Genomic DNA, 14026 nt, shown 5'->3' on the forward strand with positions numbered 1-14026 from the left:
AATAATTGTGCCAGACTAATTTTGTGGCCCATTCAAATAAGCAGCGTCTGGCTGGTAGATTTCTGGAAAGATGTTTTTGTTTGCGTTGTCACTAACTCAATAGAAACATCTGATTGGTTCGAAATCGGTGAATGAGCCTGAACATTTCCATTATTTCTGTACCTGTTCATAATCAAAAAAAGGATTGTTTCGATGTCCAATCATGGTGTGTCACCGCTCGTTCTTTGGTATAACCAGCTTGGCATGAACGACGTAGAAAAGGTTGGGGGGAAAAACGCCTCCCTTGGTGAGATGATTACCAACCTTTCCGGTTCGGGGGTTTGTGTTCCTAACGGGTTCGCAACAACTGCCGATGCTTTTAACCAGTTTTTGGATCAAAGTGGTGTCAACCAGCGCATCTATGCTCTGCTGGATGAAACCGATATAGATGATGTGCAGGCACTTGCAAAAGCAGGCGCCACGATTCGGCAGTGGGTTGTTGAAACACCATTTACTCCCGCTCTGGAGGAGGCGATTCGCAGCGCTTACGCTCAGCTTGCGGCAGATAATGACCAGGCGTCTTTCGCTGTTCGTTCATCAGCAACGGCAGAAGATATGCCAGATGCTTCGTTTGCCGGCCAACAAGAAACCTTCCTCAATGTGCAGGGCATCGATGCCGTGATGGTTGCGGTAAAACATGTCTTTGCATCATTGTTTAATGACCGCGCCATTTCTTACCGGGTTCATCAGGGCTATGACCACCGCGGCGTTGCGCTTTCAGCGGGTGTTCAGCGCATGGTTCGTTCAGACCTTGCTGCTTCCGGGGTAATGTTCTCGATTGATACAGAATCCGGTTTTGACCAGGTTGTGTTTATTACCGCAGCCTGGGGGCTCGGTGAAATGGTCGTTCAGGGTGCGGTTAACCCAGATGAATTCTACGTGCACAAACCAACGCTGGAGGCTGGGCGGCCAGCCATTGTGCGCCGTACTCTGGGCTCGAAAAAAGTGCGCATGGTCTATGGTGAAACTCAGGAGCATGGTAAGCAAGTCCGCATTGAAGATGTTACACCAGAGCAACAGTCGGTTTATTGCCTGAGCAGCGATGAAGTCGAGGCACTGGCACACCAGGCTATGCTTATTGAGCAACATTATGGCCGCCCGATGGATATTGAATGGGCGAAAGATGGGCATACTGGTGAACTGTTTATTGTTCAGGCCCGGCCAGAAACGGTACGCTCGCGCAACAAGGTGATGGAGCGTTACACCCTGCATTCCCAGGGCGATATTTTGGTAGAAGGGCGGGCCATTGGGCAACGTATTGGTGCAGGAAGCGTCAAAGTTATTCACGATATTAGTGAAATGAACCGGGTTGAAGCCGGTGATGTACTGGTTACGGATATGACCGACCCGGATTGGGAGCCTATTATGAAAAAGGCCGCCGCGATTGTAACCAACCGTGGTGGCCGGACTTGCCATGCAGCAATTATAGCGCGTGAGCTGGGTATTCCGGCTGTGGTGGGTTGTGGCGATGCAACGGAGCGTCTGAAAAATGGCCAGCGGGTTACTGTATCCTGCGCGGAAGGGGATACCGGTTATGTGTATGCTGATTTGCTCGACTTTTCAGTCAGCAGTTCCAGTGTCGATACCATGCCAGACTTACCCTTAAAAATTATGATGAACGTTGGTAATCCGGACAGAGCATTCGATTTCGCCTGCTTGCCAAATGAAGGAGTGGGCCTGGCGCGTTTGGAATTTATTATCAACCGCATGATAGGCGTGCACCCACGCGCATTGCTTGAATTCGACCAGCAAGAACCCGCATTGCAGGCAGAAATTCGTGAACTTATGAAAGGGTATGAGTCCCCGGTCGAGTTTTATGTCGGCAGGCTAACTGAAGGCATTGCCACCCTTGCGGCAGCATTTTGGCCCAAACGGGTCATTGTGCGGCTGTCTGATTTTAAATCCAATGAATACGCCAATCTGGTGGGGGGAGAACGTTATGAACCCCACGAAGAAAACCCCATGCTGGGCTTCCGTGGCGCAGGCCGTTATGTCTCCCCTGATTTCAGGGCGTGCTTTGCCCTTGAATGTGAAGCTGTTAAGCGCGTACGCAATACAATGGGGTTGACCAACGTTGAAGTGATGATCCCCTTTGTTCGTACTGTCGACCAGGCGAAAGCCGTAGTTGATGAACTGGCAAGTCAAGGGCTCAAACGAGGTGATAATGGGCTGAAAGTAATAATGATGTGCGAAATCCCCTCAAACGCCCTGTTGGCCGAGGCGTTCCTCGAACACTTTGATGGTTTCTCCATCGGGTCAAATGACATGACTCAGTTAGCGCTGGGGCTGGACAGGGATTCTGGCGTAGTATCTGAGCTGTTTGATGAACGTAATGATGCAGTGAAAGCGTTGCTTGCTATGGCGATTAAAGCTGCGAAGAAACAAGGTAAATACGTGGGTATTTGTGGTCAAGGGCCTTCTGATCATGAAGATTTTGCCGCCTGGTTAATGGAACAGGGTATCGACAGCTTGTCACTTAACCCGGATACAGTAGTACAAACCTGGCTCAATCTGGCCGAACTTACCAAATAATCTACCATCGTATTTTATCTTTTAAACGCTATGCAAATGCATGGCGTTTTCTTTTGTTAACCCCTGTTAACCCCGCTTTACTTCACACTTACACCTATTAAGCAAAAAAACATAATAGCCGGATAAATTTCGGCAATTGTTGTTTCCCACCTGCTACGAAACAATTAATGCGTACCTGCTTATTACCTACAAACAACAAAAATAACAGACTCCTTAGGTTTGTACCCGAAGTCTTAAGGAGTGCAACTGACGAGAGGTGGAGCATTATGAATACTGTACCTGTTCTTACAATAAAAGATAAAATTGGCTATGGGCTGGGCGATATGGCCAGCGCACTCGTCTGGCAGACCGCAACACTGTTTTTAGCCTGGTTTTATACCGATGTCTTTGGGTTGCCCGCGGCAATTATGGGCACCATGTTTCTGGTAGTACGGGCAATTGATGCAATTACTGACCCTTGTATTGGTGCCATTGTTGACCGCACTCGTACCCGTCATGGGCGCTTTCGCCCATGGTTACTGTGGTTTGCCATTCCCTTTGGCGTGAGCTGCCTGATTACCTTCTATGTCCCGGATGTTGGCCCAACAGGGAAAATTATCTACGCCTGTGTAACCTATACACTCCTTAGCCTGGTGTATTCCGCTATCAATGTACCTTATTGCGCAATGCCTGGTGCTTTAACCCTGGATCCTACCGAGCGGCATTCACTGCAGTCGTGGCGTTTTGGGCTGTCATTTGCTGGTGGGTTAATCGTTACAGTGCTGGCTTTGCCTTTGATGGAGTGGCTAGGGCAGGGAAATCAACAGAAAGGTTTCTTTCTGGCTATGAGCCTGATGGGGCTGTTGGGAATCGGTCTGTTTTTCTGCTGTTTTGCTATGACCCGTGAACGCTATGTACCTGAAAGCAGCACGTCAGGCAGCATGCTTGCTGATCTGAAGTCACTGGCGAAAAACAGCCAGTGGCGGCTGGTTTTTGCGCTGAATATTCTGTTATTGACGGCGGTAGTGGTGCGTGGCTCTACCACAATGTATTACGTCAAATATCTGCTAATGCGCCCAGACATGACGTTTGTCTTTATTGTCAGTGGAATGGTGGCTGCCATGGCAGGTGCATTGCTGTCTGGTTGGGTGCTGGGCCGTTTGGACCGGGTAAGAGCCTATCAATATACCGTCCTTGCCTTTCTGGTGCCTTGCATCGCAATCTTTTTTGTCCCACCGGCTTATATAGGCTGGATACTCGCTTTGAATATTTTGTTCAGTTTTGTTCAAAACCTGACTACACCGTTGCAGTGGACCATGTTGTCGGATGTCGTCGACTATGAAGAACATCGCACAGGTCGTCGGCTGGATGGGCTGGTCTTTTCCACCGCCCTGTTCGCAATCAAAATGGGGTTGGCGTTGGGCGGTGCTGTCGTTGGTTGGATCCTTGGGCTGGTAAGTTACCAGGCCAATGTCACCGAACAGGCTCCGGCTGTTCTGCATACCATCAACGCACTATTTACTTTCATTCCTGCAGCGTTGTTTTTCTCCATCGTCGTACTGTTGTGCTTTTACCAACTAAATAACCGCAAAGTGGTAGCTATCGCGAATGAACTGGCTGAAAAGCGCCAGCATATCACCAATTCGGAACCCGGTTTAAACCCGGCAATACAGGAGTAACACATGACGATTTATACTGATGCCCGCCAACCAGTAAAGGCTCGTGTGGCCGATTTACTGGCCCGTATGACACCAGAGGAAAAATTTGCCCAAATGGGGGCGATGTGGCTGGTGTTATCGCCAGAAGGCTTACATAAAGAACGCCTGGATATGAGTGATACGTTTTCAGGTGCCACGCAACAGTTGGCTTTGGCGGAACAGTTAAAAAAAGGAATTGGTCAAATAACCCGCCCTTTAGGGACCCACAGTATATCTCCACGTGAAGGCGTAATGGCGGCGAATTGCCTGCAAAAAACACTGGTGGAAGAGAGCCGTTTAGGTATCCCCGCGTTGTTCCATGAAGAGTGTCTTGTCGGGTTATTGTGCAAAGACGCAACATTATTCCCATCGCCACTTAACTACGCATCAACCTGGGATCCGGAACTGATTAACGCTGTAGCTGGAGCTATTGGCGTTGAGGCAAGAGCGATTGGCTGCCATCAGGGGCTTGCACCGGTTCTGGATGTCTCACGGGATGTCCGTTGGGGGCGCACGGAAGAAACCTTTGGTGAAGACCCTTATTTAGTTGGCGTCATGGCCACACAATATGTGAAGGGTTTACAAGGGCCAAAACGGGATTTGTTGGCAACCCTGAAGCATTATGTTGGTCACTCTTTCAGTGAGGGGGCGCGTAACCATGCTCCAGTTCACTTGGGCTTTTGTGAATTAAATGACACCTTCTTATTGCCTTTCGAAATGGCGGTACGCCTTGCTAACGCAGGATCAGTTATGCCTGCTTACCATGACATCGATAATCAGCCAACGCATAGTGATGCTTTCCTGTTAACGAAAGTGTTGCGTGAACAATGGGGCTTTGACGGCCTGATAGTCGCCGATTACGGCGGAATAAGTTTATTGCATCAACATCATGGTGTAAGCCACAGCCCAATGGAATCTGCGGCGCTGGCATTCAATGCCGGGTTGGATATTGAACTCCCTAAAGCAGATTGTGCAAGCCACCTCGCCCAAGCGGTAAGTGAAGGGCTGATCTCCATGGACAAGATTGATGAAATTGTTGCCCGTGTGCTGACCGAAAAGTTCCGCCTTGGTCTGTTTGAACACCCTTATGCCGATATTGACAAGCTTGCTTTACAAGCGCCAGAAACACGTCATCTTGCAAGAGAATGTGCAGCACGCTCTGTCACCCTGCTTGAAAATCAGGGCATTTTACCGCTTAAAAATAACCCTTCTCTGGCGGTAATTGGCCCGGTTGCCGACGATCCTTTAGCACTATTGAGTGGTTACAGTTTTCCGGTTCACTTAATTATCAGTGATGCTCAGGAGCAGGCAGAGCAGGTTGTAACATTACTTTCTGGTATTCGGCAGCAGTTTGGTGAACATCAGGTGCGTTATGCCAAGGGGTGTCACATTATTGAGCAGCGCCAGGCGGGTGCTCCGGTTTTTCCCGGTGAAAGCGAAGGAAAGGCCCGCCAGACATCCCCTGTTTCGCAAGATACAGGCTTAATTCCTGAGGCGGTAGCTGTGGCTCAGCAGGCGGATGTCGTGGTTGCCTGTGTGGGTGATTTGGCAGGTTTGTTCCAAAGTGGTACCTGCGGTGAGGGCTCGGATACTGATACTCTGGCGTTACCTGGCGTACAGCAGGCATTGCTTGAGGCACTGGTGGGGACAGGAAAACCCGTTATTGTGGTTATGACTGGCGGCCGCCCCTACCATCTGGGTGGGCTGGAGAAACAGGTCGCAGCCTTGTTAATGGCGTGGGCACCAGGCCAGGAGGGTGGTTATGCTGTAGCCGATATCCTGGCAGGGAATCGGGAGCCGGAAGGCAGGCTGGTGTTGTCGGCACCGAAAAGTGCAGGAGCGATGCCTTATTACTATAACCACAAGCTGAAAAGTGGCGGCACACCTTTTGCGTTTCATTTCGGGGCTCGTTACCCGTTTGGGTTTGGCCTGGGGTGGGGGAATTTTGCCTTAGGGTCAGCCGAATTACACGAGAAACAGGTACCGGCACAAGGCGGGGCTATCTCAGTAACTTTGCCCATAACCAACCAGGGTAAGCGTGCTGGCAGTGAAGTTATTCAACTCTATGTGCATGACAAAGTTGCTTCGTTGGTGAGGCCAGTTAAGGAGTTAAAGGCATTCAGCCGTGTCAGGTTGGAACCGGGTGCTTCAACCCGGTTAACGTTTACCATACCAACCGATATGCTGAATTTCACTAACAGGCAAGGCCAGCGGGTGGTTGAACCCGGCGAGTTTGAGCTGATGTTAGGTACCAACAGTGAAGCTATTCATCAGCGTGTTAGTGTGCGCCTTACAGGGGACAAACCAGTTGTCTTGTCTCGGGACTGGCGTATGTTAAGCCATGCAAAGGAAGAGGCAAAGTAATCATAAAGTTGCATGCGCCTGCGGATGTGGGTGCGTGTAAAGCCTGGGTGATTAACCAAATTGCTACAACGAAAAAAAAGCCCATCGTGGGAGATGGGCAAAGACTACACACAGCAATTCGTTGTTTCACTCAGGGGATTCATGTTTATAAACCAGATGTGATTTATAAGACTGAGCTAATAGTAGTCATCCTGCCCCAGAGTCGTCGATCGGATTCGTCTCAATAGTTAAATGTTTATAAATAGTAAAAAATGTTATTCAGAGTGATAGGTTGGACAGGGGAATAAGTGTGGGTAAAAAATAAACAAACCGATAAGCGTTACTGAACAATCGGGTGGAAGAGTACGTACCCGATTGTTCAGGTCATCATTACGCCTGAGAAGATGGCGTCGTGCCTGTAGGTGGGGCTTCCTCAGGTGGAACCTTTTCGTTAACCCAGGCGGCAAACAGCCGGTAAGATACCGCCAGCACAACCGGGCCGATGAAAACGCCAATCATGCCAAAGGCAATTAACCCACCAATAACACCGGACAACACTACTATCATTGGCAGGTCTGCACCCATTCGAATAAGCATAGGGCGAATCACGTTATCCAGCGTACCGACCACAGCACTCCATACCAGCAATACAGTGCCCCAGGTGTTATCACCACTCCAGTACAGCCAGAGGATTGCAGGTATCAGCACCAATAATGGGCCAATCTGCACCAGGCAACAAAGTACCATAACCACAGTGAGCAGCGTGGCATAAGGAATACCACTAATAGCCAGGCCAATACCCCCCAGAATCCCCTGCACCAACGCGGTTACCACGACGCCAAGCGCAACGGCTCGTATTGCCTGAGCGGCCAACACGACAGAAGCATCACCGCGCTCAGCTGCCAGGCGCCGGGCAAAACGGCGGAAGCCGCCAGCAACATCTTCACCACGCCAGTAAAGCAATGCGCTGAACAACACCATCAGGGCACAGTGCATCAGAAAACGCCCCAGGTGTGCCGCCTGGCCAACAAACCAGGTAGTCGTCGCGCCAATATAAGGTTTCACTTTGGCAAGCAGTGTTGTACCGCCGCCATCCAGCAGAGCATGCCAGGAGCTATATAGCTTGTCCCCAAAGAACGGTATGCTTTGCAGCCAGGCAAAATCGGGTGGAGACAGTTGGCCGGAGCTGGCCGATTTCACCAGTGGGGCACCTGTATCCACCAGGCTATTGACTAACAATGAGATGGGGATGACAAACAGCAGTATCAGCAACACAGTCATGACCAGAACGGCAAGAACACGTTTGCCCCATAGTAGTTTCTGCAGCCGAATTAATACCGGCCATGTTGCAATAACTACCGTGCCTGCCCAGGCGAAGCCAAGGATAAATGGTTGAACAATCCAAATACACGCGATAATCATCAACGAAATAAACAGCACGGAGATAAGGACCCGTGCAATGTCCTGGTGAGGCTTTATCGTTTCCATAATTGTGTCATCAGCCAGTAATTACGCCATGATGCCCGGTAAAAAGCATCGTGATTAGCATAAGTGTCCATAAGGTATCGCAGATCTAATGATGATGTATTCCGCTATCTTTTTACAACTCAAAAGCGAAATAAAATCCCTCAAGCGTGACATACAAAAATGTGATAAAACCATCAATGCGTTACGCAAACGATAACTCATCTCTTTTTTCGTCAGACAGAGTCAAGTGCGAATGATCCCACAAATTTCTCAGGCGCCAGGTTTAGTGCAACTGGCGGTGAATTTTTTAGAAGCACTGGAGCAACAGGGTTTTACCGGTGATACCGCGACAAGTTATGCCGATCGCCTGACTATGGCGACAGATAACAGCATTTACCAGCTACTCCCGGATGCCATTCTTTTTCCGCGTTCCACCGCCGATGTGGCGTTGATTACCCGCATTGCCAGTGAAGAACGTTTTTCAAGCCTGGTGTTCACCCCACGTGGTGGTGGCACGGGGACCAATGGGCAGGCACTGAACCACGGCATAATCGTCGACCTGTCCCGGTATATGAACCGTATCATTGAGATTAACCCGGAAGAAGGTTGGGTAAGGGTTGAAGCCGGGGTAATTAAAGATCAACTCAATCAGTTTCTGAAACCTTACGGTTATTTCTTTGCGCCGGAGCTGTCAACCAGTAACCGGGCAACGCTCGGGGGCATGATTAATACCGACGCTTCCGGCCAGGGGTCACTGGTCTACGGAAAAACCTCTGATCATGTGTTAGGTGTCAGGGCTGTTCTGCTGGGCGGTGATATTCTGGATACTCGCCCAATGCCCGTAGCCTTGGCCGAATCTCTAGCTGAAGAAACAACTACAACGGGGCGCATCTACAATACGGTGCTGAATCAGTGCCGTAATCAGCGTGAATTGATCCTCGAAAAATTTCCTAAGCTAAACCGCTTTCTCACTGGGTATGACTTGCGCCATGTATTCAGTGATGACATGCAGCAATTCGATCTGACACGTATTCTGACGGGTTCTGAAGGTACGCTAGCATTTATTACCGAAGCAAAACTGGATATAACGCCGATTCCCAAAGTTCGCCGTCTGGTTAATGTAAAATATGACAGTTTCGATTCGGCACTGCGCAGTGCGCCTGTCATGGTAGAAGCCAGTGCTTTATCGGTTGAAACCGTCGATTCTCGGGTACTCAATCTCGCGCGTGAAGATATTATTTGGCATTCGGTTAGTGAACTTATTACCGATGTGCCGGATAAAACAATGCTGGGCCTGAACATTGTCGAGTTTGCTGGTGATGACGAAGCATTAATAGACAGCCGGGTCAGCGAATTGTGCGAACGCCTGGATGGGCTGATTGCGCGTGGGGAATCTGGGGTTATTGGCTGGCAATTATGTACTGAATTACCTGGCATCGAGCGCATTTATGCCATGCGGAAAAAAGCGGTTGGCCTGCTGGGTAATGCCAAAGGTGCCGCGAAACCTATTCCGTTTGCTGAAGATACCTGTGTGCCACCAGAACATCTCGCCGATTATATTGTAGAATTTCGCGCTTTGCTGGATAGCCATAATTTGAGTTATGGCATGTTTGGCCATGTCGATGCCGGGGTTTTGCATGTCCGCCCGGCACTTGATATGTGCGACCCGCAACAAGAAATGCTCATGAAGCAGATTTCTGATGAGGTGGTAGCGCTGACCGCTAAATATGGCGGGTTGTTATGGGGTGAACACGGTAAAGGTTTCCGCGCAGAGTACAGCCCCGCATTCTTTGGCGATGTTCTTTATAATGAGCTGCGGAGAATCAAAGCAGCATTCGACCCGGAAAACCGCCTCAATCCGGGTAAGATTTGCCCACCATTGGGTGTGGATGCACCCATGATGAAAGTGGATGCCCTCAAGCGTGGCACCCTCGACCGCCAGATCCCTGTCGCTGTGCGCCAGTCATGGCGTGGGGCAATGGAGTGTAACGGTAATGGCTTGTGCTTCAATTTTGATGCGAAAAGCCCAATGTGTCCTTCAATGAAAGTCAGCCAGCACCGTATCCACTCGCCGAAGGGGCGAGCAACTCTGGTACGTGAATGGTTGCGCTTATTGGCAGACAGAGGCATCGACCCTAATAAACTGGAAAAAGCTTTACCCGATGGGCACAGCAGTTTACGAAATCTGGTGGAGCGTGTACGCCACACCTGGCATGCCCACAAAGGCGAGTATGATTTCTCCCATGAAGTAAAAGAAGCTATGTCCGGGTGTCTTGCCTGTAAAGCGTGTTCCACACAGTGCCCGATCAAAATTGATGTGCCTGAATTCCGTTCGCGCTTCCTGCAACTTTACCATACCCGCTATTTGCGCCCGGTGCGGGACCACCTGGTTGCCAGTGTGGAAAGCTATGCACCGTTAATGGCGCGGGCACCAAAAACATTTAACTTCTTCTTGCGCCAGAACTGGGTGCGGGATCTTACGGCAAAACACATTGGCATGGTGGACCTGCCTTTATTGTCGACCCCCACGTTGCAACAACAGTTGGTTGGGCATCGTTCGGCCAATATGACACTGGAACAGCTTGAAGCGTTGCCTGCTGAAGCCCGTGAAAAAACGGTGCTGATAGTCCAGGATCCGTTCACCAGTTATTACGATGCTCGTGTCGTGGCGGATTTTGTCAGCCTGGTGGAAAAACTGGGTTACAAGCCGGTAGTCCTACCGTTCTCCCCGAATGGTAAGGCACAACACATCAAAGGGTTTCTGACGCGCTTTGCCCGAACAGCGCAAAAAACATCAGAATTTCTCAACCGCGTTGCACAACTCGGTATGCCAATGGTGGGTGTGGATCCGGCAATTGTGCTTTCTTACCGTGATGAATACCGCCAGACACTGGGTGATACACGGGGAGATTTTTCGGTTTTGTTAGTACATGAATGGTTGTCTCAGTCACTGGGTACATTCACTGAACGTGAGATTTCCGGAGAAGCCTGGTACCTGTTCGGCCACTGCACGGAAGTTACTGCACTTCCTGCATCGACTGGTCAGTGGTCAAGTATTTTCAGGCATTTCGGAGCCCGGCTGGAGGGCGTCAGTGTCGGTTGTTGTGGCATGGCTGGCACCTATGGGCATGAAAAGCTAAATCATCAAAAATCCCTCGATATTTACGCGCTTTCCTGGCAACAAGCCATTGAACGCCTGCCACGCAAGCGCTGCCTTGCAACAGGTTATTCATGCCGCAGCCAGGTGAAACGAATCGAAGGCTCCGGGATGCGCCATCCCTTGCAAGCTTTGCTGGAGATATTGTCATGATTTGGCTGAGAGCAACGACGTTACAAACCCTCAATAGTATGGGGGAAGGCAATATGGTAGGGCACCTGGGTATTTGCTTTACACAGTTGGGTGATGACTACCTGGAAGCCACTATGCCGGTTGATTCGCGCACGCAGCAGCCCTTCGGGTTATTGCATGGCGGGGCATCAGTCGTTCTGGCTGAAACACTGGGCTCGGTGGCTGGGTATTTATGCACTGAAGGGGAGCACAAAGTGGTGGGGCTTGAAGTTAACGCCAACCATTTGCGTGCTGTCACTCAGGGGGAAGTTAAAGGTCTCTGCCGGGCAGTACATCTGGGGGGAAGGCATCAGGTCTGGCAAATTGATATCTATAATGATGAAAACCAGCACTGCTGTGCTGCTCGTCTGACCACGGCAGTTATCTGATAACACCCGCCATAAACAAACTGCACCCTGCGTGAAGGTGTTCGCCAGGGTGTAGTATCTCACTGAAAATACGTAATTTTCCCCATGTTTTAATGTTATATCCCTACGGCAGTTCAACGCTGTTTTGCCTCACCTGTTTGATAAATAGGTATTGCCTATACATGTTTTATTTCCCCAAGGCTAATGCTGTTCTGGAAAATAAAATATGTTTTTTATCAATTACTTAAAAAACATGCCAAACAACAGGTAGTACGTTTTTTGAACGTCTATGCTTATTAAAAACCCGTAAAAACATTAATCGCTTAATATCCCTGATGTTGCGGGGTTGAAGTGATAATACGTATCATTAACATTAGCTTTACAAGCTAAAGATAAGTTGAGGTGATACATGACAACAGGTTCTGATTTGTTTGACCCCGCAGATATGAACTGGCAGGGCGTGACGCTGACAGATGCGGCTGCGCGCCAGATAGCGCATTTAGTTGAGTCAACGCCTGGGCTTCAGGGGTTGCGACTTGGTATTAAAGCCTCGGGCTGCGCGGGGTTTGCTTATGTATTGTCCGAAGTGACTGTACCACCACCAGATTGCCTGCTGTGCGAACAAGGCAACGCCAAACTCTGGGTTGAACTGGCAGCTCTGCCAGTCATCGATGGTACTAACCTCGATTATGTGCGTGAAGGCCTGAATCAAGTGTTTAAATTTCACAACCCAAAAGCACGCCATGAATGTGGATGTGGCGAAAGCTTTGGTGTTGAAGCGGAGTAATTATGGCTCGAGACACACAAGAAACCGGTTACTGGCAAGGTAAGCTGAACTACAAAGAGGGATTTTTCACACAGTTACAAACCGATGAATTGGGCAAAGGCCTGAACGAAGAGGTAGTCAGGGCGATTTCTGCACGGCGTAACGAACCTGACTGGATGCTGGAATTTCGCCTTAATGCCTTTTATGCCTGGCAGAAAATGGCAGAACCTCACTGGCTCAAAGCCCACTATGACAAACTCAATTACCAGGACTTCAGCTATTACTCAGCGCCTTCTTGCGGGCATTGCGATGATAATTGTGCATCACAGCCTGGCGCCGTTCAGCAAGCCAGTGGCGAAAATTTCCTGACTGAGGAGGTCGAAGCTGCGTTTAATCAGTTAGGTGTACCGGTTCGAGAAGGTCAGTCAGTCGCTGTTGATGCAATTTTCGACTCGGTGTCGGTTGCTACTACCTATCGTGAAACTCTGGCTGAGCAAGGCATTATTTTTTGCTCCTTTGGTGATGCCATCGCGCACTATCCGGAACTGGTAAAGCAATACCTGGGAACGGTGGTGCCAGCCAATGATAACTTTTTTGCAGCGCTTAATGCGGCGGTAGCGTCCGATGGCACCTTTATCTACATACCTAAAGGTGTTCGTTGCCCAATGGAGCTTTCCACCTACTTTCGCATTAACGCGGAAAAAACTGGCCAATTTGAAAGAACCATTCTGGTTGCCGATGAGGGCAGCTATGTCAGTTATATCGAAGGTTGTTCAGCGCCAGTGCGTGAGAGTTACCAACTCCATGCGGCAGTAGTGGAAGTCATCATTCATCGAGATGCTGAAGTGAAGTACTCAACGGTACAAAACTGGTTTCCTGGGGACAACAATACCGGCGGCATTCTGAATTTTGTAACCAAGCGAGCGTTGTGCGAAGGGCAAAACAGCAAAATGTCATGGACCCAATCAGAAACCGGTTCAGCAATTACCTGGAAATACCCCAGCTGTATTCTGAAAGGCGACAATTCTATTGGTGAATTTTTCTCGGTGGCATTAACGAGCGGGCATCAGCAGGCTGATACCGGCACAAAAATGATTCACATCGGGAAAAATACCCGCTCGACGATTATTTCAAAAGGGATTTCCGCCGGGCAAAGCCAGAACAGTTATCGTGGCCTGGTGAAAATCATGCCAACCGCTTCCAATGCCCGCAATTACACCCAGTGTGACTCCATGTTAATTGGCGCGGATTGTGGTGCTCATACTTTCCCTTATGTGGAGTGCCGCAATAACAGCGCTCAGCTGGAGCATGAAGCGACGACATCACGTATAGGTGAAGACCAACTCTTTTATTGCCTGCAAAGAGGGATCAGCGAGGATGATGCTATCTCAATGATTGTGAATGGATTTTGTAAAGATGTGTTCTCAGAATTGCCTCTTGAGTTTGCCGTCGAAGCACAAAAACTACTGGCTATCAGCCTTGAACACAGCGTTGGTTAAAGCTCAAA

8 protein-coding genes and 1 other RNA gene are annotated in these 14026 nt (G+C 49.5%); 7 read left to right on the top strand and 2 right to left on the bottom strand.

Annotated features, from left to right (window positions below; all coding sequences use genetic code 11):
* The first annotated feature begins 192 nt into the window (after nucleotides 1-192).
* The 3 genes from ppsA (at nucleotide 193) to LC084_RS05615 (ending at nucleotide 6611) form a co-directional block, all read left to right on the top strand.
* A complete protein-coding gene (gene ppsA / locus LC084_RS05605) occupies nucleotides 193-2571 on the top strand; it encodes a phosphoenolpyruvate synthase (protein WP_226570071.1) in 2379 nt (792 codons plus the stop codon).
* A gap of 266 nt (nucleotides 2572-2837) precedes the next feature.
* The gene (locus LC084_RS05610) at nucleotides 2838-4229 is read left to right on the top strand and encodes an MFS transporter (protein ID WP_226570073.1); all 1392 of its coding nucleotides are present in this window, start codon (nucleotides 2838-2840) and stop codon (nucleotides 4227-4229) included.
* Between the two features lie 3 nt (nucleotides 4230-4232).
* Complete coding sequence (locus LC084_RS05615) at nucleotides 4233-6611, top strand: glycoside hydrolase family 3 N-terminal domain-containing protein (protein WP_226570075.1); 2379 nt, start codon at nucleotides 4233-4235, stop codon at nucleotides 6609-6611.
* 69 nt (nucleotides 6612-6680) lie between these two features.
* On the opposite strand, the gene rprA is transcribed toward LC084_RS05615, so the two are convergent.
* An RNA gene (gene rprA / locus LC084_RS05620) (antisense sRNA RprA) lies at nucleotides 6681-6786 on the bottom strand.
* Nucleotides 6787-6980: 194 nt separating this feature from the next.
* Nucleotides 6981-8078 carry an AI-2E family transporter YdiK gene (ydiK, locus tag LC084_RS05625; RefSeq protein WP_264193406.1) on the bottom strand — a complete coding sequence of 366 codons (1098 nt, stop codon included), beginning with the start codon at nucleotides 8076-8078 and terminating at the stop codon, nucleotides 6981-6983.
* Nucleotides 8079-8310: 232 nt separating this feature from the next.
* Here ydiK and ydiJ point away from each other — a divergent pair, with 232 nt between their 5' ends.
* The 4 genes from ydiJ to sufB all read left to right on the top strand — a co-directional run bounded on the left by ydiJ (nucleotide 8311) and on the right by sufB (nucleotide 14018).
* Nucleotides 8311-11367 carry a D-2-hydroxyglutarate dehydrogenase YdiJ gene (gene ydiJ, locus LC084_RS05630; RefSeq protein WP_226570077.1) on the top strand — a complete coding sequence of 1019 codons (3057 nt, stop codon included), beginning with the start codon at nucleotides 8311-8313 and terminating at the stop codon, nucleotides 11365-11367.
* Nucleotides 11364-11774 (top strand): 1,4-dihydroxy-2-naphthoyl-CoA hydrolase, encoded by a 411-nt coding sequence (menI, locus tag LC084_RS05635; protein ID WP_226570079.1) that lies wholly within the window; start codon nucleotides 11364-11366, stop codon nucleotides 11772-11774. The genes ydiJ and menI overlap by 4 nt, the downstream gene beginning before the upstream one ends.
* 388 nt (nucleotides 11775-12162) lie before the next feature.
* A complete protein-coding gene (gene sufA / locus LC084_RS05640) occupies nucleotides 12163-12540 on the top strand; it encodes a Fe-S cluster assembly scaffold SufA (protein ID WP_226570081.1) in 378 nt (125 codons plus the stop codon).
* Nucleotides 12541-12542: 2 nt separating this feature from the next.
* A complete protein-coding gene (sufB, locus tag LC084_RS05645; protein WP_226570083.1) occupies nucleotides 12543-14018 on the top strand; it encodes a Fe-S cluster assembly protein SufB in 1476 nt (491 codons plus the stop codon).
* The last annotated feature ends 8 nt before the right edge of the window (nucleotides 14019-14026 follow it).

Origin of the sequence: Mangrovibacter yixingensis (assembly GCF_020523985.1) — a bacterium.
GTDB lineage: Bacteria > Pseudomonadota > Gammaproteobacteria > Enterobacterales > Enterobacteriaceae > Mangrovibacter > Mangrovibacter yixingensis.